Annotated in this window: 24 protein-coding genes and 1 tRNA gene; 13 read left to right on the forward strand and 12 right to left on the reverse strand. The window is 63.8% G+C overall.

Annotated features, from left to right (window positions below; translation table 11 throughout):
* Positions 1-50 precede the first annotated feature (50 nt).
* Positions 51-1,520 (reverse strand): glutamate--tRNA ligase, encoded by a 1,470-nt coding sequence (gene gltX, locus GGQ88_RS11665; protein ID WP_183613409.1) that lies wholly within the window; start codon positions 1,518-1,520, stop codon positions 51-53.
* 29 nt (positions 1,521-1,549) lie between these two features.
* Between gltX and GGQ88_RS11670 the strand changes: the two genes are divergently transcribed.
* Positions 1,550-3,877, forward strand: a complete 2,328-nt coding sequence (locus GGQ88_RS11670; protein ID WP_183613410.1) for a ComEC/Rec2 family competence protein — start codon at positions 1,550-1,552, stop codon at positions 3,875-3,877.
* On the opposite strand, the gene lexA is transcribed toward GGQ88_RS11670, so the two are convergent.
* The 3 genes from lexA to moaC are packed head-to-tail and all read right to left on the reverse strand — an operon-like array spanning position 3,871 to position 6,306.
* The gene (gene lexA, locus GGQ88_RS11675) at positions 3,871-4,569 is read right to left on the reverse strand and encodes a transcriptional repressor LexA (protein ID WP_183613411.1); all 699 of its coding nucleotides are present in this window, start codon (positions 4,567-4,569) and stop codon (positions 3,871-3,873) included. The two genes, GGQ88_RS11670 and lexA, sit on opposite strands and share 7 nt — an antisense overlap.
* 58 nt (positions 4,570-4,627) lie before the next feature.
* Complete coding sequence (locus tag GGQ88_RS11680) at positions 4,628-5,833, reverse strand: molybdopterin-binding protein (RefSeq protein ID WP_183613413.1); 1,206 nt, start codon at positions 5,831-5,833, stop codon at positions 4,628-4,630.
* Positions 5,830-6,306, reverse strand: a complete 477-nt coding sequence (moaC, locus tag GGQ88_RS11685; protein WP_183613415.1) for a cyclic pyranopterin monophosphate synthase MoaC — start codon at positions 6,304-6,306, stop codon at positions 5,830-5,832. Before moaC ends, GGQ88_RS11680 begins: the two co-directional genes overlap by 4 nt.
* A gap of 366 nt (positions 6,307-6,672) precedes the next feature.
* Here moaC and GGQ88_RS11690 point away from each other — a divergent pair, with 366 nt between their 5' ends.
* Positions 6,673-7,398 (forward strand): NYN domain-containing protein, encoded by a 726-nt coding sequence (locus GGQ88_RS11690; protein ID WP_183613417.1) that lies wholly within the window; start codon positions 6,673-6,675, stop codon positions 7,396-7,398.
* 296 nt (positions 7,399-7,694) lie between these two features.
* On the forward strand, positions 7,695-9,098 hold the full coding sequence (locus GGQ88_RS11695; protein WP_183613419.1) for a GmrSD restriction endonuclease domain-containing protein: 1,404 nt from the start codon (positions 7,695-7,697) through the stop codon (positions 9,096-9,098).
* 30 nt (positions 9,099-9,128) lie between these two features.
* Here GGQ88_RS11695 and trpC read toward each other — a convergent pair whose 3' ends face one another.
* From trpC to GGQ88_RS11720, 5 genes are all read right to left on the reverse strand, one after another.
* Entirely contained in the window at positions 9,129-9,929 is an 801-nt protein-coding gene (gene trpC / locus GGQ88_RS11700) for an indole-3-glycerol phosphate synthase TrpC (RefSeq protein ID WP_183613421.1), read from the reverse strand.
* A 527-nt stretch (positions 9,930-10,456) separates the two neighbouring features.
* A complete protein-coding gene (trpD, locus tag GGQ88_RS11705; RefSeq protein ID WP_183613423.1) occupies positions 10,457-11,449 on the reverse strand; it encodes an anthranilate phosphoribosyltransferase in 993 nt (330 codons plus the stop codon).
* Positions 11,446-12,033: an anthranilate synthase component II gene (locus GGQ88_RS11710; protein ID WP_183613425.1), complete on the reverse strand. Its 588-nt coding sequence runs from the start codon at positions 12,031-12,033 to the stop codon at positions 11,446-11,448. The genes trpD and GGQ88_RS11710 overlap by 4 nt, the downstream gene beginning before the upstream one ends.
* Positions 12,030-13,568, reverse strand: a complete 1,539-nt coding sequence (locus GGQ88_RS11715; RefSeq protein ID WP_246385880.1) for an anthranilate synthase component I family protein — start codon at positions 13,566-13,568, stop codon at positions 12,030-12,032. The genes GGQ88_RS11710 and GGQ88_RS11715 overlap by 4 nt, the downstream gene beginning before the upstream one ends.
* Before the next feature lie 4 nt (positions 13,569-13,572).
* Positions 13,573-15,522 (reverse strand): peptidylprolyl isomerase, encoded by a 1,950-nt coding sequence (locus tag GGQ88_RS11720; RefSeq protein ID WP_183613427.1) that lies wholly within the window; start codon positions 15,520-15,522, stop codon positions 13,573-13,575.
* 271 nt (positions 15,523-15,793) lie between these two features.
* Here GGQ88_RS11720 and tpiA point away from each other — a divergent pair, with 271 nt between their 5' ends.
* From tpiA to GGQ88_RS11740, 4 genes are all read left to right on the forward strand, one after another.
* Complete coding sequence (tpiA, locus tag GGQ88_RS11725; protein ID WP_183613429.1) at positions 15,794-16,564, forward strand: triose-phosphate isomerase; 771 nt, start codon at positions 15,794-15,796, stop codon at positions 16,562-16,564.
* 80 nt (positions 16,565-16,644) lie between these two features.
* On the forward strand, positions 16,645-17,040 hold the full coding sequence (gene secG, locus GGQ88_RS11730; protein WP_183613431.1) for a preprotein translocase subunit SecG: 396 nt from the start codon (positions 16,645-16,647) through the stop codon (positions 17,038-17,040).
* Positions 17,041-17,193: 153 nt separating this feature from the next.
* The gene (gene pyrG, locus GGQ88_RS11735) at positions 17,194-18,822 is read left to right on the forward strand and encodes a CTP synthase (protein ID WP_183613433.1); all 1,629 of its coding nucleotides are present in this window, start codon (positions 17,194-17,196) and stop codon (positions 18,820-18,822) included.
* 92 nt (positions 18,823-18,914) lie between these two features.
* Positions 18,915-19,604, forward strand: coding sequence for a Crp/Fnr family transcriptional regulator (locus GGQ88_RS11740; RefSeq protein WP_183613435.1), 690 nt, complete (start codon positions 18,915-18,917; stop codon positions 19,602-19,604).
* Here the strand turns inward: GGQ88_RS11740 and GGQ88_RS11745 are convergent.
* Together GGQ88_RS11745 and GGQ88_RS11750 are read right to left on the reverse strand one after the other, a co-directional pair.
* Positions 19,555-21,174 carry an ABC-F family ATP-binding cassette domain-containing protein gene (locus GGQ88_RS11745; RefSeq protein ID WP_183613743.1) on the reverse strand — a complete coding sequence of 540 codons (1,620 nt, stop codon included), beginning with the start codon at positions 21,172-21,174 and terminating at the stop codon, positions 19,555-19,557. The genes GGQ88_RS11740 and GGQ88_RS11745 overlap by 50 nt on opposite strands.
* 243 nt (positions 21,175-21,417) lie before the next feature.
* Positions 21,418-21,879, reverse strand: coding sequence for an Hsp20 family protein (locus GGQ88_RS11750; protein WP_183613437.1), 462 nt, complete (start codon positions 21,877-21,879; stop codon positions 21,418-21,420).
* Positions 21,880-22,050: 171 nt separating this feature from the next.
* Here GGQ88_RS11750 and grxC point away from each other — a divergent pair, with 171 nt between their 5' ends.
* From grxC to GGQ88_RS11775, 5 genes are all read left to right on the forward strand, one after another.
* On the forward strand, positions 22,051-22,317 hold the full coding sequence (grxC, locus tag GGQ88_RS11755; RefSeq protein ID WP_183613439.1) for a glutaredoxin 3: 267 nt from the start codon (positions 22,051-22,053) through the stop codon (positions 22,315-22,317).
* A gap of 44 nt (positions 22,318-22,361) precedes the next feature.
* Complete coding sequence (locus GGQ88_RS11760; protein ID WP_221214651.1) at positions 22,362-23,159, forward strand: carbon-nitrogen hydrolase family protein; 798 nt, start codon at positions 22,362-22,364, stop codon at positions 23,157-23,159.
* Positions 23,156-23,662, forward strand: coding sequence for a DUF1178 family protein (locus GGQ88_RS11765; RefSeq protein ID WP_183613443.1), 507 nt, complete (start codon positions 23,156-23,158; stop codon positions 23,660-23,662). The genes GGQ88_RS11760 and GGQ88_RS11765 overlap by 4 nt, the downstream gene beginning before the upstream one ends.
* A gap of 53 nt (positions 23,663-23,715) precedes the next feature.
* Positions 23,716-23,792, forward strand: a tRNA-Arg gene (locus GGQ88_RS11770).
* Positions 23,793-23,994: 202 nt separating this feature from the next.
* Positions 23,995-24,306: an FtsB family cell division protein gene (locus tag GGQ88_RS11775; RefSeq protein WP_183613445.1), complete on the forward strand. Its 312-nt coding sequence runs from the start codon at positions 23,995-23,997 to the stop codon at positions 24,304-24,306.
* Positions 24,307-24,424: 118 nt separating this feature from the next.
* Here the strand turns inward: GGQ88_RS11775 and GGQ88_RS21560 are convergent, their stop codons facing one another.
* Positions 24,425-24,556 carry a hypothetical protein gene (locus tag GGQ88_RS21560; protein WP_281372471.1) on the reverse strand — a complete coding sequence of 44 codons (132 nt, stop codon included), beginning with the start codon at positions 24,554-24,556 and terminating at the stop codon, positions 24,425-24,427.
* A 265-nt stretch (positions 24,557-24,821) separates the two neighbouring features.
* On the opposite strand from GGQ88_RS21560, the gene GGQ88_RS21655 reads away from it, so the two are divergent.
* A complete protein-coding gene (locus tag GGQ88_RS21655; RefSeq protein ID WP_183613446.1) occupies positions 24,822-26,336 on the forward strand; it encodes a phospholipase D-like domain-containing protein in 1,515 nt (504 codons plus the stop codon).
* Positions 26,337-26,343 lie beyond the last annotated feature (7 nt).

Genomic DNA, 26,343 nt, shown 5'->3' on the forward strand with positions numbered 1-26,343 from the left:
TAGCCCTCCTGTTTCGGTTCATCTGCAGTTCTGCCCAAGCAAGGTTCTGCTTAAGACTTGGCCGCCTGATCGCGAATCCGCGCAAGCGACTCATCCTTGCCGAGCAACGCCAATACGTCGAAAATTCCTGGTGAGGTAGCCTGCCCCGTCAAGCTTGCGCGTAACGGTTGGGCAATCTTGCCCAGCCCAATCCCGAACCCCTCGGCCATTTGTTTTACCGTGGCCTCCAGTCCTTCGGTTGTCCAGCCGTTTTCAGCGTCGAGAACGGTGAGGACCTGGCGCAGAATCTCCTTTGCATCGTCGTTCAGGATCGCTGCTGCCTTGTCGACCATCAGCAATGGTCGCTGTGCAAACAGGAACACCGCGCCGTGGGCGAGTTCATTGAGATCGGCTGCCCGGACCTTGAGCACCGGCATGGCGCGTGTCAGCAGGTCCATACCGGAATCGGGCGTGAAAGCCGGTGCCAGCTTGGCAAGCGATGGCGCAACCAGTCGGGCAAGCCGCGCATCGTCGGCCTCGCGGATATAGTGCCCGTTGAGGTTGAGCAGCTTCTTGATGTCGAAGCGTGAGGCACCCTTGTTGACGTCGCCGATGTCGAACCATGCAACCGCTTGGTCCCGGCTGATGATTTCCTCGTCGCCATGGCCCCAGCCGAGCTTAAGCAGGTAATTGAACACCGCTTCGGGCAGCAGGCCGAGCTCGTCGCGATAGGCATCGACGCCGAGCGCACCGTGGCGCTTCGACAGCTTGGCTCCGTCCGCGCCATGGATCAGCGGAATGTGGGCGTAGACGGGGTCGGGCCAGCCGCCCTCGATCGCCTGCATCGCGCGGATAATGACCAGCTGCCGGAACGCGTTGTTGATGTGATCGTCGCCGCGAATGACGTGAGTCACGCCCATGTCGTGATCGTCGACGACGACCGCGAGCATGTAGGTCGGTGTGCCGTCCGAGCGCAGGATGATGAAATCATCGAGTTCGCTGTTCTGGACCGTGATCGAGCCCTGGACTTCGTCGGCGATGACCGTCTCGCCTTCGCGCGGGGACTTCATCCGCACGACGTATGTGAGGTCTGCTGGCCATTGTTCGGCGGTGGCATCGCGCCATTCGCTGTCGATGCGGAACGGGCGACGCTCTGCCTGAGCAGCCTCGCGCCGGGCGGCGAGCTCCTCCTGCGTCAGGTAGCAGCGATAGGCGTGCCCCGCCTCGAGCATCTGGTGCGCGACATGGGCGTGGCGCTCCGACCGGGCGAACTGGAAAACCGGCGCTTCGTCACCGCCAAGGCCAAGCCAGTCGAGCCCGTCGAAGATCGCCGCGATCGCCGCGTCGGTTGACCGGGCGCGGTCGGTATCCTCGATCCGTAACAGGTACTTGCCGCCATGGTGACGAGCATAGAGCCAGTTGAACAGCGCGGTGCGCGCGCCGCCGATGTGCAGATAACCGGTGGGCGAGGGCGCAAAGCGCGTGACCACGCTGCCCTTGGCGGGCGATCCTGCAGAAACGGTGTCAGTGGCGCTTGCCATTGGCCGCGCTTTCCTTCCCTTGTAAATTCATGGCGTCCCCGGCAGCAGACGGACCTGCAGCAGATTTTCCCGCCGCCGATCCGACCGGTATCCCGGTTGGACGCGGGCGGCATTGGGACATCCGCACGCGATTGTCCAGCATGCTTGGCAACCTGCTGGACCGCTGCGAAGCGTTCCTCCACGCGCATCCGTTCGAGCGCGGGTTGTGGCTGGTCGTTGCGTTCGGTTCGGGGATCGCTGGATGGGTGGTTCTGCCTCGCGCAAATGACTGGATTGCGTTGCTGCTGGCGTGCGGTGGTTTGGCCATTGCCGCCGTTGTTACGCTGGACCAGTTCCGCTGGAGCATGCTGCGCCTGGCCGTGATGGGCCTTACCGTGATGACCTGCGCGGGTCTGGTCACGGTCTGGTCGAAGTCGGCGCTTGTCGGCCAACCGGGCATTTCAGGCCCTCGGGTGATCTGGCTGCACGGCGAGGTTATCGAGCGGCGCGAGGAGCCCGCTAAGGCCCGCGCCCGCCTCGTCCTGCGCGCGCCTGTCGAGGGATTCGACGACCCGGTACTGGTCAGGGTCAATCTGCCGCAGGACAAGGATGCAGCGGGTGTGGTGCAGGGCGCGCAGGTTCGCTTGCGGGCAAGGCTGATGCCGCCTGCCTCGCCGATGTTGCCGGGGGGCTATGATTTCGCCCGCACCGCTTGGTTCGGCGGCCTTGCGGCAACGGGTTCGGTGCTGACCCGGGTCGAGGTGGTGCGATTATCGAAGCGCGGGACGACGCTGCGCGGCATGCAATCAGATCTGGCGCTGCATGTCCGGTCGATGCTGGAAGGGTCACCCGGCAACATCGCGGCGGCGCTGGCGAGCGGGGATCGCGGCGCAATCGCGGTATCTGACGAAGACGCGATGCGCGATGCGGGGCTCACGCATTTGCTGTCGATCAGCGGGCTTCACGTGAGCGCGCTGGTCGGCGCGGTGTATTGGGCTATTGCGCGATTGCTGGCACTGATCCCATGGATCGCTCTGCGGGTTCGCGTGCCGCTTGCCGGAGCCATGGCCGGGGCTCTGGCGGGCGTTGCCTATACGCTGCTCACCGGCTCGGAGGTGCCGACAGTGCGCTCGTGCATCGGCGCGCTGCTGGTGCTGGGTGCGCTGGCGCTCGGGCGCGACCCCTTGTCCATGCGTCTGGTAGCGGTGGGCGGATTGTTGGTCATGCTGTTCTGGCCCGAAGCCGTGGTCGGGCCAAGCTTCCAGATGAGCTTTGCGGCCGTGATCGCGATCATCGCGTTCCACTCAGCCGCGCCGGTCAAGGCGTTCATGTCGTCCGAGCACTATGGGCGCCCGATGCGCTGGCTGCGCGATCTGATACTGTTGCTGGCAACCGGTATCGTGATCGAACTGGCGCTAATGCCGATCGCGCTGTTCCACTTTCACCGCGCGGGTGTCTATGGATCGCTCGCCAACGTTATCGCCATTCCGCTGACGACGCTTGTGACGATGCCGTTGATCGGGCTCGCGCTGTTGCTCGACCTTGCCGGGATAGGCGGCGCTGCATGGTGGCTGGTGGGCAAGTCGCTCGAACTGCTGCTGTGGATCGCGCACTTCGTCGCCGCGCGCCCGGGCGCGGTCACGATGCTTCCGCCGGGCGATCGCTGGAGCTTTGGCCTGTTCCTCGCGGGGATGCTGTGGCTCGCGCTGTGGACCGGCCGCGTGAGGCTGTGGGGCATCATCCCCGCAGGGATTGCGGCCGGAGCCATGGTGCTAGCACCCACGCCCGACGTGCTGATTACTGGCGATGGGCACCATGTCGGAATTACCGGGGGCGGTGCGGACTTGCTGGTCCTGCGCGAAGGCCGCGGGGACTACATGCGCGACAATCTGCTCGAAATCGCCGGAATGGAAGGCGATCTGCGTACGCTTGACGACTGGCCCGGCGCACACTGTTCCGAGGATTTCTGCTCGTTGGCGGTGACACGCAGTGGGCGACGGTTCATCATCCTGATTGCGAAGACCCGCGCATATATCGATGACATGGATCTGGCAGCCGCCTGCGAACGCGCCGACCTCGTCATTGCCGACCGCAGGCTGACATACGCGTGCCACCCACGTATGCTGAAGGCGGACCGCACGCTGCTTGCCGGCACGGGCGGCATTACCGTATATCTCAAAACCGGCAGGGTCAGGACCGTCGCCGAAACACAAGGACATCAGGGCTGGTACCGCTGGCCCGAACCCTACAAGCCGCGTTCCCAACCTTCGGGCGCAATGCCCGATGCTAAGCGTAGCGGTGAACCGCGGGCAGGACAAGTGCCTCCCACCTTGCGGCCACCCAGCCTTGCCGGATCACCGCCAGGTGGCACTCAATGATAGCGGCGCAATAGCCCAGCGAGCTTGCCCTGCACCATGACTTCATCCGGGCGATAGAATTGGGCTTCGTAAGCCGCGTTGGCAGGGTCGAGGCGGATCATGCCCTTTTCGCGGTGGAGGTACTTGAGCGTCGCTTCTTCACCGCGGACGAGCGCCACGACGATTTCACCATCGCGGGCGGAATCGGTCTTGCGGACGAGCGCGTAATCGCCGTCAAAGATGCCGGCATCGACCATCGAATCGCCTGAAACTTCAAGCGCGTAGTGCTCACCCGCGCCAAGCAGAGCGGCGGGAACGGGCAGTGTAGCGCCGGTTTCCAGCGCCTCGATCGGCATACCCGCCGCAATTTTGCCGTGGAGCGGCAGTTCGATCACGTCGTTGGCTGGCGCCTGCGTGGGCTTCGACACGGCGCGTAGCGGGGTGAGCGCGGTGTTGGCGTTCGCCGCGTCACGCACAGGGGCGGACTTGCTGACCGCGCTATCGGGCTGGCGCAGCACTTCCAAAGCGCGGGCACGGTTGGCGAGGCGGCGGATGAAACCGCGTTCTTCCAGCGCCGAAATCAGACGGTGAACGCCCGACTTGGACTTGAGGTCGAGAGCCTCCTTCATCTCCTCGAACGAAGGAGAAATCCCCGATTCCTCAAGGCGAACCTGGATGAAGGTGAGCAGTTCGTGTTGCTTGCGCGTCAACATGGGCGGACCTCCGCGGGGTGAACGAATGCGGAACGGATAAGCAACCTGTTACGACTCGTCAAGCAATTCCGCCATTTTCGAGCAGGTAAACCGGAACATCCATTCCTGCGGGCTTTGCGTCTGCACCTGCTTCGCGGACGACCAGCGCGTTGGCGCGTGACAGGGGGGAGAGCGCGCCCGAATCCTGTAGCGGGTCGAGTGTGACGGTGGTGCCATCCCATTGAGCGCGCAGGAATTCCATGCGGCTCCCGCCCTTGGCCAACGGTTCGGCGAGGCGAGCGGGGATGGTGCGCGGGAGGGGCTGCGCCGCGCCGAGGCTGGCGCGCAACAGCGGGAGCATGAACAGGTAGGCGGTGACGTAGGCTGAGGCGGGATTGCCGGGCAGGCCGAGGATGATCTGGCTCCCGCGCTTTGCCACAAGTATCGGTTTTCCGGGCTTTATTCCGACCCGCCAGAAGTCGATCGACGCGCCCACGGCTTCGAGCGCGGGCCGCACCAGATCGTGATCGCCGACCGACGCGCCGCCGCTGGTGACGATGAGGTCGGCATCGTGCGCGGCTTCGAGGGCGGCGGCGAGGTCGGTGAGGTTGTCGGCGATGGGGCCGGTGTGGGTGATCGCGAGGGGCAGCGCGGCGGCCATGGCGCAGATCATCGGGCCGTTGCTGGCGGGGAGTTGATGGGCATTAAGCGCTTGACCGGGAAGGACAAGTTCATCGCCGCTGTCGATCACGGTGAGGCGCAGCGGGCGGCGGACGGGGAGGTGGCTGTGACCGCCGGCGATGGCGAGCGCGATCTGGGCTGGGCCGATCTTGGTGCCTGCCTCCAAGAGTATGGAATCGCCCACAAAATCCATGCCGGCGGGGCGGATGTGGCGGTCCGTTGGGGAGGGCGGGGTGCCGGTGAGGCGGAGGGTGTCGCCTTCGCGGGTGGTGTCTTCCTGGAGCAGAACCATGTTCGCGCCTTGGGGGATGATCGCGCCGGTGCTGATCCTAGCTGACTGATTTCGTTCGATTGTTCCGGCGTAGGGGTGACCGGCGGCGCTCTCGCCGATGACCTGCCAGGGGCCGGGGAGGCTGTCGCTGCGCAGGGCGTAGCCGTCCATCGCGGAGAGCGGGGCGGCAGGCTGGGTGCGGCGCGAAGTCACTGATTCAGCGAGATAATGCCCAAGGCATTCGCTGACCGCGCGGTGCTCAATGGTAAGTTGCGGGGCGAGCGCGAGGAGGCGGCCTTGCGCTTCGGCGAGGGGGAGCGGCGGGGTTCTCACGCCTCGCTGGCCTGCCAAGTACCTGATTTTCCGCCACGTTTCTCGATCAGGCGAATGTCCTCGATGACCATGCCCTTGTCGAGCGCCTTGGCCATGTCATAGACCGTCAGCAGCGCGACAGAGACGGCGGTCAGCGCCTCCATCTCGACCCCGGTGCGGCCGGTCAATGAGGCCGTGGCGGTGCATTCCAAGCCATTGGCAACGAAAGCGAAATCGACGTTCACCGCATCGAGCGCAAGCGGGTGGCAAAGCGGAATAAGCTCGCCCGTCTTCTTGGCCGCCATGATTCCGGCGAGGCGCGCGGCGCCCAGAACGTCGCCCTTGGGCGCGTTGCCATCACGGATCGCGGTCAATGTCGCGGCGGTCATGCGGATCGCCCCTTTGGCGATGGCGACGCGCTGGGTTTCGGCCTTTCCGCCGACATCGACCATGCGCGCATTGCCGGCAGAGTCGATGTGTGTGAGTCCGCTCATCTTCCAAGAAATCCTTGAGCAACAGGGGTTTGCGACGCCGGGTCGGCGGATGGGTCCAACGGTTTGTGGGCATCGCGGGGCATGATCGCGGTGTGGCAGATCGGCCGTTTTGTGGCCAGAGCGATTAGCGCGAGCAAACGGGGTACTAGGGGGGAAGTAGGGGGGTATTGGCGGGGTATCAGCGGAAAGTCGGTGTGCATTGCGTGATGCGGACGCACAGTTTGCGTGAATTGCTCGGATTTGGACATGTTGGTCGCGCTTTTTCGCTCGTAGGAATGGCCTTTCCAACACGCTTCGCCTCGGTCCCTCTCGCCGCTCGGGGAGGACGTTTACGGTTCTGTCAGGGTTGGGTGGCAGGTTCGGGGGATGAGCGACGTTTTACCTCCCCGGCGGCTTGCGCTGCTGGTCGATGCCGAGAACATGAAGCCCGAATATCTGCGTCAGGTGCTGCCTCATGTGGTTAAGTTGGGGCAGCCGGTGATCCAACATGCCTATGCCGATTTCAGCGCGGCGGTGGCGAAGCCTTGGGTCGAATTCCTGCGCGAGAATGTGATGGAGGCGCGGCAGGTGACGCCTGCGAGCTGCGGCAAGAACGCGGCCGACATCGCGCTGGTGGTGGACGCAATGGACCTCGCCCTGCGCGGACGCTGCGACGCGGTGTGCATCGTATCGAGCGACCGCGATTTCATGGCACTGACACTGTACCTGCGGCGCGAGGGCATCGACGTCTATGGCTTCGGCAAGGCGCAGACCGACAAGAAGTACCGCCAGTCCTGCGCGAAGTTCTTCGAGGTGAAGGATCAGGTCGCCGCGCCGGTGGTGCGCGCCGCGCCTGTCGCGACGGCAGCGGGCGCGGAGCCCGGCACCGACTGGGCGGCGATCCGGGCCGAGATTGCGCGCCTCGGCGCGAAGCAGGGTTGGTCGGAATTGCAAACGCTGGGCTGCGTGTTGGGCAAGCGTGGCTTGCGCGCGAAGGATTTTGGCGGCGCGAACTGGGGGCAGGTGCTGAGCCGGGCCGAGGGGTTCGAGTTGCGCGCGGATGATACCGGGCGGCGGAGTGTGCGGGTTGTTGGGGGTGACGTGGCGGCTTGAGCGGGCGATTGCGGAATCCACCATCCCAAGCCTTCTCGTCGTCCCGGGCTTGACCCAGGATGAGGCTTTTTATTCGCCGGGGGCGCAGAAGGCAACCTTGCCCCGGGTCAAGCCCGGGGTGACGAAGTGTTTGTTCGCGCAAAGTCGCACTGAGTTAGTTGGCGTGTATGGGCGTTGGCGTCCGGAAGTTTAGCGGAACCGCCTGTTGTAAGTCATGAGCAGGGAGAATTTATCTTGCCTATTTTGTAGAAGCACCGCACTCTCAAGCTTTCCGTTGATTAACATTCGAGATAAATATGTCTGACGAAGAAACCGAGATTGAGGCGGAAGAACTTCTAACCGAGAGCGATGATGAGGATGATGGATCTTTTGATCTACCGAAAGCTACCTTTACCCCGGTGAATTTCTCTCATGGCACACGCAGAATTCTGGATTTGTATCGCTCGTATGCTGTTGACAAAGAATTAGACCCACGTCCGTCATTTCAGCGTGGATATGTATGGGATAGAAATAGGGCGACTAAACTTATAGAGTCTATACTACTTCATGTGCCAATTCCCCTTATATACACCGCCGAGGAAGATGATGGTCGTGAGGTTGTTATTGATGGTCAGCAAAGGCTGACGTCGTGCTTTTCATTCATTGAGGGGTTTTTCCCGCCCACAGCTAGTGATCTAGAGCGCAGCAAGGCTGGATATGAAGTCAAAAAGCGACCATTCCGCCTAGGAAAGATGAAAATACTTAAGGACTTGGAAGGGAAAGGGTATTCCCAACTTCCTGATAACCTGAAGAAAACAATGGATCGTTATGGCCTTCAGGTCATAAAGATTTCGAAAGAGTCGCATCCTGATGTAAAATTTGAAATATTTGAGCGCCTAAACACTGGGTCCGTTGCTTTGGCTGATCAAGAAATTAGAAACTGCATATATCGCGGTCCTTATAATGATTTAATTAACTCCCTTTCAAATCTTGATGTATTTCGAAAAGCGTTGGGCTTGAGCGCGGAAGCAAAGCGCATGCAGGATGTTGAGCTGGTGCTGCGTTTTCTTGCATTTAATGATAAAACACATTTGAATTATAATCATAAAATGAAAGCATTCTTAAACGCGCACATGAGAGATAACAGATTTCTATCTGAAGAAAGAGCATTATCTTTCAAGTCAAACTTTACGAACGCGAGCGAGTTAGCGTTTACTGTTTTTGGCGAAAACGCATTCAGACGTTTTTCTGGGGGAACAGTTCGGAACCCCAATGGCGGTTGGGAGCGAACAGTTAACAAAGCGCTTTACGACTGCGTTATGTTTTGGTTCGCAAGGCTTGAAAAGCGGCAGGTCATTGAAAGCAAAGATGCAATCCGAGATGCGATGATTAAATTATGCGTCGAGGATCCGATATTTATTGATGCCATTACCTTGGGTACAGGGGACATTGGTCGAGTGCGCTCGAGATTCGAAATTTGGGGAAATGAACTAAATCGAATAATTGACGTGCCGTTTTCTGAAAAAAGGCTTTTCTCGTACGCCGAAAAACAAGAATTATTTGATAAATCCAATACGTGCGCAATTTGTTCCCAACGGATCGAGTCAATCGACGACGCTGCTGTAGATCATAAGCATCCCTATTCGAAAGGCGGATCGACCTCTAATTCCAATGCACAGATCGCGCACCGTTATTGCAATCGCGCAAAGTCCGACAACTGAGTATTGCAGAAATCGAATAAAAATATCTGTTCACGGCAACGCGCCACCCACCAGCAACCCTCGCGTAGCCGCCTCGACGTCCGCCTGACGCATCAGCGCCTCGCCCACCAGGAACGTCCGCGCGCCGCACTTCGACAACCGCACCAAGTCCGCATGGCCATTGATGCCGCTCTCCGCCACCAGCAAGGTGCCTTCGGGGGCTAGCGGGGCTAGGCGTTCTGTCGTGGCGAGGTCGGTGGCGAAGCGTTTGAGGTCGCGGTTGTTTATGCCGATCAGGCGGGATTTGAGGCGGGCGGCGCGCTCCATTTCGTCTTCGTTGTGGACTTCGACGAGGGCGTCCATGCCGTGTTCGTGGGCGGCGGCTTCGATTTCGGCCATTTGTTGGTCCGAGAGGCACGCGGCGATGATCAGGATGGCGTCGGCGCCGATCGCGCGGGCTTCGAGGCACTGCCACGGGTCGATCATGAAGTCTTTGCGGATGACCGGCAGGGTGCAGGCGGCGCGGGCTTCGATCAGGTAATCCTCATGGCCCTGGAAGTAGGGCGCGTCGGTGAGCACCGAGAGGCACGCGGCACCTCCAGCCTGATAGGCGGCGGCGTGGGCGGCGGGCGCGAAATCGGGGCGGATCAGGCCTTTGGAGGGGCTGGCCTTCTTGATCTCGGCGATGAGCGCGAAGGAGGTTGCGGCCTTGGCGCGCAGGGCGGCTTCGAAGCCGCGCGGGGGTGTTTGTTCGCTCGCGCGGGCGGCGAGGTCTGCGGTGGAGGTGGCGGCCTTGCGGGCGGCGACTTCGGTGCGCTTGGTGTCGCAGATCTTGGTGAGCATGTCGGTCATTGTGGGGCGGCTTTTGCCCGCTGTGACCAATTTAGTCGAGTGGGGTTTTGGGGCGGGGGGAACAAGGGGATTGTTCGCGCAGAGATCGCAGAGATCGCAGAGAAGGCTTGAGTGAAGGGGGCGGGGAAGGCGCGAATTCCTGGCGCCTTGCTTCGCTTTGCGGCTTTGTGCGAACCAGCTTCCTTTCTTTCCTCGGCGATCTCTGCGGACTCTGCGCGAAATCGGCTTCTTTTCCGCGTCTGTGCGCGATGACCAGAAGCGGGACCCCGGATCAGGTCCGGGGCGACGAGGTGCGGGGTGGGCTGGCGCGTGTCCTTCGACAGGCTCAGGATGAGCGGGATTGTTGTGTGGGATTGATTTGGGTGGGTGATCGAGTTGGTCTGGCGTTGAGGCCCACCCCGCTGCGGCTAGCGCTTCTTTCAGAAGCGCAAGTCTCGCGGCCCTCCCGCAGGCGGGAGGGCTTTTGGTTACGCAGCATTCGTTATCCCCTCCCGCCTGCGGGAGGGTTTGGGGGTGGGCAGGCCCGGCTATTTCAGCGCGGCGATCCAGCAGTCGAGGAGCGTGTTGGCGAGGCCTTTGTCGAGGGCTTCGGCGGCTTCTTCGACGCCTTCGTGCCAGTCCTGCGCTTCGCCGGCGACGATCAGGGCGGCGGCGGCGTTGAACAGGACGGCGTTGCGGTAGGGGCCGGGTTCGCCCTGGAGCAGCGCGCGCAAGGCGGCGGCGTTGTGGGCGGGGTCACCGCCGCGGATGGCGTCGATCGGGGCAGTGGGCAGGCCTGCGTCGGCGGGGTGCGCGCGGCGCATGAGCAGTTGGTCGCCCTTGACTTCGGCGAGTTCGTTGCCGCCGGCCAGGCTCAGTTCGTCGAGGCCTTCGTCGCCCGAGATGACGATGCTATGGTCGGTGCCCAGGCTCTGCAGGGCCTGGGCGTAGATCGGCACGTAGGCGGGGCGGGCTATACCGACGAGTTGGCGGCGGACGCCTGCGGGGTTGGCCAATGGTCCCATCAGGTTGAAGATGGTGCGGCGGCCGACGGCTTTGCGGATGGGCATGATGTGGCCCATCGCGGGGTGGTGGCGCGCGGCGAAGAGGAAGCAGATGCCGAGGTCGGCAAGGGTTTCCTCGGCGGTTTGCGGAGCGCGATCAAGGTTGAGGCCGAGGGCTTCCAATGTGTCGGCAGCGCCCGCCTTGGAGCTGGCGGCGCGGTTGCCGTGCTTGGCCACGGGAACGCCGCAAGCCGCGACGACGAGGCTGACGGCGGTGGAGACGTTGAGCGTGTGGTGGCCGTCGCCGCCGGTGCCGCAGACGTCGATGGCGTTGGCAGGCGCGCTGATCGGGATCATGCGGGCGCGCATGGCGCGCGCGGCTCCGGCGATTTCGGAGGCGGTTTCGCCCCGGTCGGACAGCGCGATGAGGAACCGGGCGATGGCGTCATCGGGGACGTTGGCATCGAGGATGGCGGCGAAGGCCTGTTCGGCTTCGGCTTCTTCGAGCGGGTGGGTGACGTCGGGCAGGCTGCTCATGCGGGGATGGGGTTCGTCTTGATGCCGCAGAGCGTCAGGAAGTTGCCGATCATCGCGTGGCCGTGCTCGGTGGCGATGCTCTCCGGGTGGAACTGGACGCCGTGGATGGGCAGCGAGGTGTGGCGGAAGCCCATGACGTGCGTGTCATCGGACTGCGCGTTGACTTCGAGGCAGGCGGGGATGTCGGTCACGATCAGCGAGTGATAGCGCGTGGCGATGAACGGGCTGGGCAGGCCTGCGAAGACGCCGGTACCGTCATGCGTGACCGGGCTGGTCTTGCCGTGCATCAGCCCGCCGCGCACGACTTTGCCGCCGAAGTACTGGCCGATCGACTGGTGGCCAAGGCAGACGCCGAGGAGCGGGAGTTGCGCGTCGGCGGCGGCTCCGACGAGATCGAGGCTGATGCCAGCCTCGTTCGGCGTGCAGGGGCCGGGCGAGAGCAGGAAGCCTTGCGCGCCGGTTGCGATGGCCTGCGCGGCGGTGAGCGCATCGTTGCGCACGACCTCGACCTCGGCGCCCATCTCCATCAGGTAGTGGACGAGGTTCCAGGTGAAGCTGTCGTAGTTGTCGATGACGAGGATCATTGGCCAAACTTCGGTTCGGTGGCGACGCGGACGGCCTCGCGCGCGGCGGCGAACAGCGCGCCCGATTTGGCCTGGCATTCGCGGTGTTCGTATTCGGGGTTGGAATCGGCGACGATGCCTGCGCCTGCCTGGACGTGGAGGGTGCCGTCCTTGAGGATGCCGGTGCGCAGGACGATGCAGCTGTCGACCGAGCCGTCGGGGGCGAAGTAGCCGACGCCGCCGGCGTAGGCGCCGCGGGTTTCGGGTTCGAGTTCGGCGATGATCTCGCAGGCGCGCACCTTTGGCGCGCCGCTGACGGTGCCTGCGGGGAAGCCTGCGAACAGGGCGTCTACGTTGTCGGCGCGGGTGGTGTCGAGCTGGCCGACGACGTTCGAGACGATGTGCATGACGTGGCTGTAGCGTTCGACAGTGTAGCTCTCGGTGACCTTGACCGTGCCTGCCTGCGCGACGCGGCCGACGTCGTTGCGGCCGAGGTCGAGCAGCATCAGGTGTTCGGCGCGCTCCTTGGGATCATCGAGCAGGCTGAGTTCGTTGGCGCGGTCTTCCTCAGGGCTTTTGCCGCGTGGGCGGGTGCCTGCGATCGGGCGGATGGTGACTTCGCCATCGCGGATGCGGACGAGGATTTCCGGGCTCGAGCCGATCAGTGCGAAGCCGGGGAGGTCGAGGAAATAGAGGAACGGCGAGGGGTTGATGCGGCGCAGCGAGCGGTAGAGCGCGATCGGTGGGAGCGGGAAGGGCGCGGTGAAGCGTTGGGCGAGGACGACCTGGAAGATGTCGCCCGCCTCGATATAGTCCTTGGCGGCGTTGACCATGCCGGCGTAGTTTTCAGCGGGCATGACTGGCTGCGGGGTGACGTCCACGGCCTGTGAGAGGCGCGCCTCGGCAGGGACCGCGTCGGACAGCTTGCGCAGCGCGGTGTCGATGCGTTCGGCGGCGGCTTCGAGCAGGTGGGCGGGCGCGCCACCTTCGGCCCAGACCGGGGCGATAGCGAAAAGTTCGTCGGACAGGCGGTCGAACACCAGCACCACGGTCGGGCGGGTGAACAGCATGTCGGGCAGGACGAGGTCGCTTTGCGGAGCGCGGGGGAGCTTTTCGACCAAGCCGATGGTCTCGTAGCCGAAATAGCCGACGAGGCAGGCGAGCGCGGGCGGCAGGGCTGCGGGCACGTCGATCCGGCAAGCGGCGACGAGGCTGCGCAGTTCGGTCAGCGCGTCGGAAGGGAGCGGCGCGAAGGCGGCCTTGTCGTGCCGCCAGATGCGGTTGATTTCGGCCGTGGTGCCGGTGGCGCGGAACACGAGGTCGGGATCGAGGCCGAGCAGGCTGTAGCGCCCGCGCACTTCGCCGCCCTGCACGGATTCGAGCAGGAAATCGCCGCGTCCGGATTCCATCAGCTTGAGCGCGGCACCGACCGGGGTTTCGGTGTCGACGATCAGCTTGCGCCAGATCAGCGCCGGTTGTCCGGCGGTGAGCTGGGCGAGCGCGGGGCCGTGGTTTTCGGGCAGCGCGGTGGAGGCGGTCTCAACGAGCGTGGCCATCGGTTTACTGGGCGCTGACGCCGGTCAGCTGGTTGCGGACGGCCTTGATCCCGGCTGCGTTGCGTTCGACGCCGACTTCGTCGCGGATCGCGCGGCGCAGGCTTTCGGCATATTCGCCACCGACGACGGTGCCGAATTCGCGCGAGGCCTGGGCGAAGATCGGATCGGCGCGCTTGACGTCTCCGGGAACGATGTCCTTGAGCGAGACGACGTACCAGCCTGCCTTGTCGGGGCCTTCGAGGCGCTTGTTGGTGCCTTCGGCCATGGCGAACAGCAGCGCGAGCGGCGGCGGCACCTGGCCCTGCTGCTGCTGCATGGCCGAGAGTTGCTGGCGGTTCATCGCGATCGGCTGTGGGGCGGGGAGGGCGACGCCCGCAAGCTTGATCGCTTCGGCAACCGGCGTGCCCTTGGCAAGCGCGGCGAGGATCTTGTCGGCGGCAGCCTTGGCGCGAACCGAGCCTTGATCGAGCGCCCAGTCGCGGGTGACGCCGTCCTTGATCCGATCGAGCGGGGCGGGGGTGGCGGCGGTGAGCTGGCCGACGTCGTAGATGGCGAAGACCTCGCCCGCTTTGAGTTCGGCAAGCTGGGGTTCGCCTTCGCGTTCCATCGCGAACGCGGCCTGGACGAGTGGCCCCACGGTATCGAGCACTTTCTCGTCGGCCTTGCCGAAGACGGTGCCGTTGGCGAGGAGCGGCGGGGTACTGGCGACGGTCAGGCCGAGCGACTTTGCGATGTCGGCAAGGCCGGTGCCGTTATCGACCTGCTCCTCGACCTTGGCGGCAAGATCGGACAACGCGGCGCGGCGCTTTTCGAGAGTCAGCGCGGCGACGATCTCGGGCTTGGCCTGATCGAGTGTCTTGCCGGGGTTGCGCTTGACCGCGTCGACCTTGATGACGTGCCAGCCGAGGCCGGATTTGGCCGGAGCTGCAAGCGTGCCCGAGGCTGCGGCAAAGGCGGCGTCAGCGACGGCCTTCGAGGTTTGGCCTGAAAGGGTGCTGGCGGTCTGATCGGCCAGCGTGCTGGGGACGAGGCCCTTGGCGCGGGCGGCGGTGTCGAGCGCGCCGGTCTTGCCGGCTTCGGCGGCGAGCGCATTGGCTGCGGCCTGGGTCGGCAAGATGACCTGCGTGACGGTGCGCTGTTCGCTGGCGGCGTATACCGCGGAGTTGAGCTTGTAGCGGTTGGCGATTTCGGTGTCGGTCGGCGCGGGGATGTTCTTGAGGCTGGCTTCATTGACCAGCGCATAGCGGATCGTGCGCCGTTCGGGCTGCATGTAACGCAACTTGTGCGCGTTATAGAACGCGGTGAGCATGGCGGCATCGGGCGCGGATGCTGGCGCGAAGGCGAGCGAGGGTACCGAGAGGATCGTGCCGGTGCGCTGTTCGGTGAGCAGCGCGGCGTAGCGGACGACGGCTTCTGGTGCCATCTGCGAGCCGAAGGCGGCGGGCAGGAGCAACTGGCGGGCCATCAGCCCCTGCGCCAGATCCTGCCGCACTTCCTTGTCGGTCAACCCGCGCTGGGCGAGCAGCTGTTCGTAGGCGGACTGGCTGAACTTGCCGTCGGGGCCCTGGAATGCCGGGATCTTGACGATCTCGCTGTCGACGAGTCGATCGCTGACGGCGAGGCCGTGCTTCTTGCCCCATTCGGCAATGGCAAGCCGGTCGATCATGTCATTGAGCACGCCGTCCATGCCGCCGCCGTCGAGGAATTGCTTCATCGTGAGGCCGGGCGATTTCTGGCGCTGCTGTTCGAACGCGCTGGTCAGGGACTTGGCGAGTTCGGCCGTACCGATGCGGGCCGAGCCGACTTTGGCTGCGCGATCACCCCCGGCAACACCGCCGAAGCCGCTGCCGGTAATGTCGGCGCTGGCAAAGGCCAGTGCGATCAGTCCGAGGAAGAGAAGCGCGATGGCGATGCCGACGCGGGACTTGAGAGCGGAGCGGAAGAAACCGAGCATTTGCGGGTGTTCGTCTCGTACAAGTGGGTTCGCGCGCGAGCCTGGTTGGACATTCGCAGACGCCTTAGGAGGCATTGGGCCTTCTCGCAATGGGAAGGTTCCGCGCAGGTGCGGCACCCGGCGTGCGCCCGGTCACCGATCGTTTCTACCCGTTATGCGATCAGGTGTTTTGCAGAATCAGCGCAGGTTTGATAGCCGCCGGGCGACTCAAGCACCGAGCGCCGCCTAGAGCAGCGTTCGGCCAAGAAATTTTCAGGGGAATTGGCTCGATATGCCGCATCGTCCTTACATCGTTGGCAACTGGAAGATGAACGGGAGCCGTGCCATGTTGGCAGAGGCTCGCGCGATCGACCGGGCTGCCGGTCGGTATCCCGACGTGCAGGTTGCACTGGCTCCGCCGTTCACGCTGATCGGCGCGCTGCGCGAGGCGATCACGGCGATGGGCGTGGGCGGGCAGGATTGTCATGCGCAGGCCAAGGGTGCGCACACCGGCGATGTTTCGGGTGCGATGCTGATCGACGCCGGGGCGGACTTCGTCATTCTGGGGCACAGCGAACGCCGCAAGGATCATGGCGAGAGCGATGAACTGGTGCGCAGCAAGGCCGAGGCCGCGCTGGCCGCTGGGCTGACCATTATCGTCTGTGTCGGCGAAACGCTCGACCAGCGTGACGCTGGCGATGCCGTGGCGATCGTTTCCTCGCAGATCGACGGTTCGCTGCCGGTGGGCGAGGTTGCCAATGAAGCGGCGGCAGCGGGCAAGATCGCGGTGGCTTACGAGCCGGTCTGGGCGATCGGCACGGGCCGCGTGGCGGCGGTCGAGGATGTCGTCGCGATGCATGCGGCGATCAGCGAGCGCCTGACGGGCATTTATGGCGATGCGGCCGACAAGGTGCGCATTCTCTATGGCGGTTCGGTGAACGCGGGCAACGCCAGCGAGTTGCTGGCTGCACCGGGCGTGAGCGGCGCGCTGGTGGGCGGGGCTAGCCTGACATCGGACGCTTTCCTGCCGATCATCGCGGCTGCAGGCACTGGGGAAGCCTGAGCTTGCGCTTGCGCGAATTGCCGGTCGTGACTACATGGCCGGAAATTCCAGCGCCTGCTTTGCGCCAAGGGTAGAAACTCATGTCGTTCTTCATTTTCCTGACCGTCGTCCAGGCGATCGTTGCCAGCCTGCTGGTGATCACGATCCTGATGCAGAAGTCCGAAGGCGGCGGCCTGGGCGTGGGCGGTAGCCCGGCCGGGTTCATGTCGGCACGTGGCGCGGCAGATTTCATGACGCGCGCGACGACGGTTCTGGCAACGTTGTTCGTGGTGCTGAGCATCGCGCTGGCGGCGTTGGCCGTGGGTGCGACTTCTAGCCGGACGATCGACACTTCGCTTGAGCGGGCAGCGCCGGTCAATCCGCCTGCAGTCGATCCGTTGGCTCCGGCGCAAGGTGCGCCTGCTGCTCCGGCGGCGGCTCCGGCAGCGCAGCCTGCGCCCGCCAACGATCCGCTGGGCGGCTCGACCGGCCAGTAATACCATACGCAATGCGGTGATGCCGCCTCGCTTCCTTCAAGGGTCGCGAGGGGGCTTTCGTGTTGTTTTCGATCCATGCCTGTGGATTGCGGGATAGATACCATCCGCAACCGCTTGCGCTTGTCCAACTTCTGACGGTAAGGCCCGACTCCCATGGCGCGGTACATTTTTATCACCGGCGGCGTGGTCTCCTCGCTGGGCAAGGGTCTGATGGCGGCGAGCCTTGCGGCGCTGCTGCAGGCACGCGGATATCGCGTGCGGATCCGCAAGTTCGATCCCTATCTCAACGTCGATCCGGGCACGATGAGCCCGTACCAGCATGGCGAAGTCTATGTGACCGACGACGGGGCCGAGACCGACCTCGATCTGGGGCATTACGAGCGGTTTACCGGGGTTTCGGCGCGGCAGGCCGACAACATCACATCGGGCCGGATCTATCGCGACATCATCATCAAGGAGCGCCGTGGCGATTACCTTGGTGCGACCGTGCAGGTGATCCCGCACGTAACCGACGCGATCAAGGAATTTGCGCAGGCCGAGACCGAGGACCTCGACTTCGTGCTGTGCGAGATCGGCGGGACGGTGGGCGACATCGAAGGCCTGCCGTTCATCGAGGCGCTACGCCAGTTGCACAACGAGATGCGCGACGACACCTGCTTCGTCCATGTGACGCTGGTGCCCTACATCGCGGCGGCGGGTGAGTTGAAGACCAAGCCGACGCAGCATTCGGTGCGCGAGTTGACGGGCCTTGGTATCCAGCCCGACATTCTGCTGTGCCGCTGCGAAAAGCCGCTGCCCGAGACCGAACGCGCCAAGATCGCGCAGTTCTGCAACGTGCGCAAATCGGCGGTGATCCCGGCGCTGGACGCGACGAGCATCTATGCGGTGCCGCTGCAGTATCATGCCGAGGGGCTGGACAACGAGGTGCTGCGCCACTTCGGTCTGACCGCGCCCGAGCCGGACCTGGCCGTGTGGGACGATATCGTCGACCGCTTCCAGAACCCTGAAGGTGAAGTGACGATCGGCGTGGTCGGCAAGTATGTCGGGCTGCAGGACGCGTACAAGTCGTTGAACGAGGCGCTGGCGCATGGCGGCATGGCCAACCGCGTCAAGGTGCGGATCAAGTGGCTCGACGCCGAACTGTTCGAGCAGGACGATGCCGAGATTGCAGCGCAGCTTGAGCCGATGCACGGCATTCTGGTGCCGGGCGGCTTCGGTGAGCGCGGGACCGAAGGCAAAATCGCATCGGTCCGATTCGCGCGCGAGCGCAATGTGCCGTTCTTCGGGATATGCCTCGGCATGCAGATGGCCTGCGTCGAAGCGGCACGAAATACTGCCGGGATCGAAGGCGCGTCCTCGACCGAGTTCGGGCCGACCGACGAGCCGGTGGTTGGCATCATCACCGAGTGGATGACCGCCGAGGGTCTCCAGCAGCGCTCCGAAGGCGGCGATCTGGGCGGGACGATGCGGCTTGGCGCCTATGAGGCCAAGCTGGCGGGGAACAGCCATGTGGCCAACGTCTATGGCGCGACGCAGATCAGCGAGCGGCACCGGCACCGGTACGAAGTGAACGTGGCGTATAAGGAGCGGCTGGAAAAGGGCGGGCTGGTGTTCTCGGGTATGTCGCCCGATGGGCTGTTGCCCGAAATAGTCGAGCGGCCGGACCACCCGTGGTTCATCGGGGTGCAGTTTCATCCTGAACTCAAAAGCCGTCCGTTTGAACCGCATCCATTGTTCAAGGGCTTTATTGCTGCAGCGGTCAGCCAGGCGCGACTGGTTTAATTCGCGTTAAAGGGGCTGGTCATCCGCCCGTTTCCCTGATTACTTGGGCGCCGCGTACTGGCTTGTGCGCGGAAGGGGTTTCGGGGGACACGATGGACGCGGCCAAGCTGGCTGAAGCACTGACGGCGCAGAGCCTGTTTGCGGATTGCGAGCAGGCCGAGCTTTCGGACATCATCGCGCGCGGGCAGAGCCGTGCGTTCAAGCCGGGCCAGGAACTCATGGCGCAGGGTGAGGAGGGGAACACCCTGTTCATCGTGCTCAAGGGCCTGGCGCGGGTCAGCATGGTGGCAGCCAACGGGCGCGAGATCATCCTCGACTATGCCGAACCCGGCCACGTGCTGGGCGAGATCGCGTTTCTCGATGGCGGGGACCGGACCGCGTCGGTCGAGGCGATCGAGCCGGTCGAGGCTCTGGTCCTGACGCGCGCGGCGTTTGCCGACATCATCGAGAAGCACAAGGGCCTGTCGTTGCGCCTGCTCAAGGCGATGGCGCGCAGGTTGCGCCAGAACAACGCGGTGATCGAGGCGGATCGCGCCTATACGTCAGGTCCACGGCTCGCGCGGTTCCTGCTGCGGCTGATGATGGGCGGTGGGACCAATGCGGGCAACCAGCTCAAGATCGCGCTGAGCCAGAGCGAGCTGGGCAATTTCGCGGGCATGTCGCGTGAGCAGATCAACCGCCAGCTCTCGGCGTGGGTCGATAACGGCATCGTCGCGCTGAACAGCGGGCGGGTTACGATTCTCGACCGGCAGGCGCTGGTGGACGTGGCCGAGGCGTGGTGAGTTTGACGGTGCGGGTCACGCCGAGTGCCTCCAGGAACGCGCTGTCGTGGCTGATGACGAGCAGCGCGCCGTCGTAGGCGGAAAGGCCTGCTTCGATCGCCTCAATGGCTTCGATATCGAGGTGGTTGGTTGGCTCGTCGAGCAATAGCAGTGGAGGCGGTGTGCCCGCGAGCACGCAGGCGAGCGCGGCGCGGATAAGCTGGCCGCCGCTGAGTGTTCCAACCGGTTGATCGGCGGCAACGCCACGGAAACGGAAGCGGGCCAGAGCGGCGCGCGCGGCGTTTTCATCGAGTTCCGGTTTCAGCTTGCGCAGGTTTTCAGCGATTGTCCGCGTGGGGTCGAGCAAGCTGGCGTGCTGATCGAGCAGGGCAAGCGGGACATGCGCCCGGACAATGCCGGATATCGGCTTGAGCGTGCCCGTGATCGTGTGGAGCAAGGTTGATTTGCCGGCGCCGTTGGGGCCGGTGATCGCGATGCGCTCCGGACCGATGAGAGTTAGGTCAAAGTTGCGGATTATGGGGCCGGAGGGGGCGTGCCCGGCGGTCAGGTCCACCAGTTCCAGCACGGTGCGTGACGGGGTCAGGCCAGTGGGAGCCAGTTCGACCTTGAGCGGTTCGATGACTTCGAGGCGGGCACGGGCCTGTGTGAGTTCTGCTTCTGCTTCTGTCTGCAGCCGGTTGGCGAGGCGCGCGTTGTGGCCTGAGGTGTTCTCTGCGCGCTGCTTCCTTGCGCCGATGAGAATGCGCGGCATGTCGCCTTTGGCCGCCCTGCGCGTGCCTGCACCATCCCGGCGAGCTTTGCGTTCGCGGCTCAGTTGCGCGGCGTCACGGACATTGTCCAGTGCCTGTTCGGCGTGGTCGCGCTGGTGTTCCGCGGCGGCGAGTTCGCGCGCTTTCACCTCGCGGTAGTGGCTATAGGGGCCGCCGTAGCGGGTTGCGCCCAGCGTCGAGAGTTCGACGATGGCGTCCATCGTCTCGAGCAGAGCGCGGTCATGGCTGACGACGAGCGCGCCTTTGCGCCAGGTGGCAAGAAAAGCATGGAGGGCTGCGCGGCCAGCGGCGTCGAGGTTGTTGGTCGGTTCATCGAGCAACAGGAAATCGGGGTCGGCGAGGATCGCTGCGGCAAGGCCTGCGCGGGTCTGCTGGCCGCCTGACAGCGTAGCGACCGGCGTGTTTGCGGTTGCCTCAAGCCCTGCAGAAGCGAGCGCAGCTTCAAGGCGTGCTTCGAGCGTCCAGTCGGCCTTCGCGAGATCTTCGTCGCTGGCCGTACCGGCGTCGGCGCGGCGCAGGATCGCGAGCGGCTCAGCAAGGTCGAGCGCTTCGCCCAGGGTCTCGCCGGGATTCCGCGCGGCTATCTGGCGCAGGGTGGCGAGCGTGGCGTTGCGGGTGATCTTGCCCGACCGCGGTAAGATTTCACCCGCGATCAGCCGCAGCAGCGTCGTTTTGCCGGTACCGTTGCGGCCGACGATGCCGATGCGTTCAGGGATGAAGGAAAGGTCTAGTCCGCTAAGGACGGGACGCCCGTCAGGCGTGGACCAGGCAAGATGGGAAACTGTTATCGAGGCAGGCATGGGACGCAGCTTTCGTGACGGCAAGGCGGAGCGGCTTTGCAATCGGTGCGTGGTCCATGACGTTGGTTGTCCTCGTTTTTACCGTCTTAGTTTATGGTTCCGATCGTGTGATGGCAAGTGGCTGCTAAGTTGCAGGCCCACCCCTGACCCCTCCCGCTGGCGGGAGGGGTCGGGGGTGGGCGCGTTCCATCAAAAAAGGGCGAGCCTTGCGGCCCGCCCTTTGTAATCAATCCCGAACCCGGATCAGGCGGCGGCGGTGTTGTCGCCTTCGATGACCTTGAGCGGGTTCTGGGCGCCGATGAGCACCTTCTTGGGCTTCATCGCTTCGGGCACTTCGCGCACGAGGTCGATGGTCAGCAGGCCATCGGCGAGATCTGCGGCTTCGACGCGGACATAGTCGGCCAGTTCGAAGCGGCGTTCGAAGCCGCGGTTGGCGATCCCGACGTGGAGGAACTCGCGCTCGTCGGCATCAGGGCGGCTGCCCTTGACCGTCAGCAGGTTCTGCTGCGCGGTGATGTCGATCTCATCGGGCTTGAAGCCGGCTACGGCAAGCGTGATGCGGTAGGCATCCTGGCCACGGCGTTCGATGTTGAAGGGGGGGTAATTGTCGCCACCATTGGCGCGGGCCTGGCGTTCGAGCAGGTCGAACAGGCGATCGAAACCCACGGTGGTGCGGCGATAGGGCGTAAAATCAAGACGGTTCATGGCAATATCCTCAATGCTTGAGCAATCTGCACTTTGCCTTCGTGAAGCCCGGGAACCCGGCGCTTCGTCCAGCGGTTAATTCGTGGCACACCCGCAGTTGCGGCGCATGACACGCAGACCCATGTGTGTTAGCGAAAACTGCATTTCAAGACCCCCGGAACGAGGTTCTCCATGTCGAATACGCCCAAGGTCGAAATCTATACCAAGTGGGGCTGCCCCTACTGCTCGCGCGCGAAGCAGCTGCTGGAGAGCAAAGGCGTCTCGTTCGAAGAGTATGACATCACGATGGGCGGACCCAAGCGTGCCGAGATGGTCGAGCGCGCGCCCGGAGCGGCAACCGTGCCGCAGATTTTCATCGGCGGCGTGGCGGTTGGCGGATCGGATGACCTTGCAGCGCTGAATTCGCAGGGCAAGCTGGATCCGATGCTCGGCCTGTGAGCGCTGACGGTGCACGCGAGCCGGTGAAGGTTGCGCTGTTCCAGATGACCAGCGGGATCGACCCGCATGCCAACGCCGACGCGATCGTCGCGGCGGCGCGAGAAGCGGTGGACGGTGGTGCGGCGATGCTGTTCACGCCCGAGATGTGCGGATTGCTCGATCGCAACCGCAACCGGGCTACGCCCAATATCGTAAGCGAGGCGGACAATCCTGTGCTGGCTGCCGCGCGTGCGGCGGCGCGGGACCTGAAGCTGTGGATCGATCTGGGCTCACTGGCGATCCTGCGCGAGGACGGGCGCTGGGCAAATCGCGGTTTCGTGATCGACGCCGACGGTGCCATCGCGGCGCGCTACGACAAGATCCACATGTTCGACGTCGATCTGGCGAGCGGCGAGAGTTGGCGTGAATCGGCGGCGTACGCGCCGGGAGAGCAAGTGGTGACCGTCGATACGCCGCTCGGGCTGCTCGGGCTGGCGATCTGCTATGACATCCGGTTTCCGGCGCTGTTCGAGGAACTCGGGCGGCGGCGCAGCGACGTAATCCGCGTTCCCGCCGCGTTCACCGTGCCCACCGGCAAGGCGCACTGGCATCTGATGCAACGCGCGCGGGCGGTCGAGGCGAGCGCGTGGGTGATCGCGGCGGCTCAGACCGGACGGCACGAGGACGGGCGCGAAACCTATGGGCATTCGCTGGTGATCGACCCTTGGGGTGATGTAGTGCTCGACATGGCTGAGGCGGCAGGTGTCGGGTTCGCGATGATCGATCCTGCCCGCACGCGCGATGTGCGGGCGCAACTGCCCAGTCTTGCCAACAAGCGCGAAATCCCTAAGTCGGCGGCATGATCGTGTTTGACCTGCAATGCGAGCCGCTTGGGCATCGTTTCGAGGGGTGGTTCGGGTCGTCGCAGGACTTCGAGGACCAACGCGAGCGCGGGCTGATGGCGTGTCCGACTTGCGGATCGGCCGAGGTCGCCAAGGCGGTAATGGCACCCAATATCGGCCGCAAGGGTAACCAGATCGTGGCTCCGGCTGCGACGGGTGGGGAAGTGGTTCCCAAAGCCGCAGCACCGCAGGCAGCGGCACCGCAGGCCGTTGCCAACCGCATGCCGCCCGAAGTGGTGGAGATGTTCAAGGCGGTCGCGGCGGTGCAGGCCGAAGCGATCAAGACCTCGACATGGGTCGGAGACAAGTTCGCCGACGATGTGCGGGCGATGCACTATGGCGAGAAGGACAATGCGGCGATCCACGGTCGGGCGAGTCTCAAAGAGGCGCGCGACCTGATCGAGGAAGGCATCCAGGTTGCGCCGGTGCTGTGCCCGGTGGTGCCGCCAGAGGAAACCCACTGACGCTTGCTAAACCGCGTTGCCACCGGCGGCGCCGCTGCCTAAAGGGAGCACGGGCACCCGTAGCTCAGCAGGATAGAGCACCAGATTCCTAATCTGGGGGCCATGGGTTCGAATCCCGTCGGGTGCACCATTCTCACTTCGTTCGAACTGGCGCACCCTGAGTCCGACGATTGGTTCGAACTTTGTTCGAACGGGTGCACCATTCTCACTTCGTTCGAACCGGCGCACCGTGAGTCTGACAATTGGTTCGAACGGGTGCACCAATTCCACAAACCTGAGGCTGTTTCCGATTGTCGCTTGAATCGGCAGGTAAATTATGATTCAGTGACGTTATGCCGAACCGCCGTGTTGCCCTGCTTCCGAAAGACAGTCTGACCCAGTCGCTGGCGCTTGTCGTCTTGCTGCTGCTGGGGGCTATCGGCGTGGCCGGACCGAGCGGTCTGCTGGCCTGGGGCGAGAATGCGCGTCTGCTGGAGCAGCGCGAGCATGAGATCGCGATGCTATCGGCCGAGCGCAACCAGCTGAAGAACCGCGTGGCGCTGCTCGATCCCCGTCACGCCGATCCGGATCTGGTGGGCGAGCTGTTGCGCAGCAATCTGAATGTGACGCACCCCGACGAACTGGTCATTCAGATCGCGCACTGATCTACGCGATTTTGCGAAAGATCACATCGGCGTTGGTAGTTCCGGTTAACCGCTGATCGTCCGCACCGTAGAGCAGGGTCAGCGGATCGTCGCGCGTGAAGGTGAGCGAGCGGGCCTCTTAGTCGCCTGCCGAGGCAGTACCGGCGAATCTGTAATGTCCGTTGCAGATCGACAGCCCTCCACCGGGATAGCGATCGACCGAAGTCATCGGGTAGGGTTGCAGAACCTGGCCCGCGTGGCGGCGGAGCATGCTGCGGACCGCACGGCGTTCGGGGCTCGCCATAATACGCAACGATTGTATTGCCGAGCGCACCGGGGGAACCGCCCGCAATCCGGAGCGTAGCGATGATACGAGAGTGTCGAGCAGCTGCATGCCGATTGCGGGATGCAAGGCTTTGCGGGGCCGGTAAAGTGAATAGCGCTGGGATATAACTTTCTGAGTTAAAAAGAAAACCAATGACTGCATGCATTGTATCGTTCGAGGGGAGCGGGTCTATGGGTAAAGTACTATTCCGGTGAAGCAGGGCGGTCCGCAGAGCCAAGTTGCTGACGACTGTTCGATCGAGGACAGCGAATCTCCGTCGGTATGGCGCTATGTGAAGGCATCGCGTGCGCATGCGGTGATCGATGTCGCCGACTACTTCTCGCTGATGCGTGAAGCGATGATGCGGGCGCACCAGCGGATCATGCTGATCGGGTGGGACTTCGACACGCGCATCGCGCTGGGCGGCGGGCGGCGGTGGTGGAACCTGCCGCGCAAGCGGGTGTCTCCGGCGAGGCTGGGTGCCTTCGTGGTATGGCTGGCGAACCGGCGCAAGACGCTCGAGGTGCGAGTGCTGAAGTGGAACTTCGGCGCGCTCAAGGCGGTGTTCCGGGGGTCGATGATGCTCGACCTGGTGCGCTGGTGGAGGCACCCGCGGATCGTGTTCAAGCTGGATAGCGCTCACCCGCTGGGGTGCAGCCATCACCAGAAGATCGCGGTAATCGACGATTGCCTGGCGGTGTGCGGCGGAATCGACATGGCAGGCGACCGCTGGGACACGCGCGAGCACCTCGACGATGACAAGCGGCGGCGGCGACCGAGCGGGAAGACGTACGGACCCTGGCATGACTGCACCATGCTGATGGAGGGTGAAGCCGCGCGCGTGCTGGGCGACTATGGCCGCGCGCGCTGGGTTCAGGCCGGGGGCACGCCAATGGAACCATGCACGCCGCAGGACAGTGCCCCGTGGCCTGCGAGGATCGAGGCGGAGTTCCACGATGTCGAGATCGGTATTGCGCGGACGCGGTCGCAATATGGCGATGCCTGCGAGATCCGGGAGATCGAGGCGCTGTTCATCGAACATATCGCACGGGCGAAGACATTCATCTATTTCGAGAACCAGTACTTCGCCTCGCGCAAGATCGCCGAGGCGATCGCGGCGCGGATGGAAGAAGCCGATCCGCCCGAGGTGGTGCTGATCAATCCATGCAGTTCGGACGGATGGCTGGAGCAGGCCGCGATGGACGGCGCGCGGATCAGGCTGGTCAATGCGATCCGCGAAGTCGATCACAAACAGCGGTTTTCGGTGTGGCACCCCTATACCAAGGGCGGGACGCCGATTTACGTGCATTCCAAGCTGACCATCGTCGATGACGAGATCCTGCGCATCGGGTCGGCCAATCTCAACAATCGATCGATGGGGCTGGACAGCGAATGCGACGTATTCATCGACTGCGCGCGAGAGGGAAATGATCACTGTGGCGATGCCATCCGTCGGTTGCGCATATCGCTGCTGGCCGAGCATTGCGGCATCTCTATTGACCGCGTGACCGAACTGCTCGACGAACATGGCGGGATGGCGGCGATGATCGCGGCGGCCCCGCAGCAGGGCAAGCGGTTGAAGCCCATCGAGATGCACGAATTGAGCGATGCGGAAAAAGCGATTGCTGATAACGAGGTTCTTGATCCAGAGCGTCCGGAGGAAATGCTGTCATTCTATCGCAAGGGGCTGTTCACCAGCCGCATCCTGCGACGGCCGATGGGATAGTAAGGGT

The sequence above is a fragment of the Novosphingobium hassiacum genome (assembly GCF_014196055.1).
In the GTDB taxonomy this organism is placed as follows: Bacteria; Pseudomonadota; Alphaproteobacteria; order Sphingomonadales; family Sphingomonadaceae; genus Novosphingobium; species Novosphingobium hassiacum.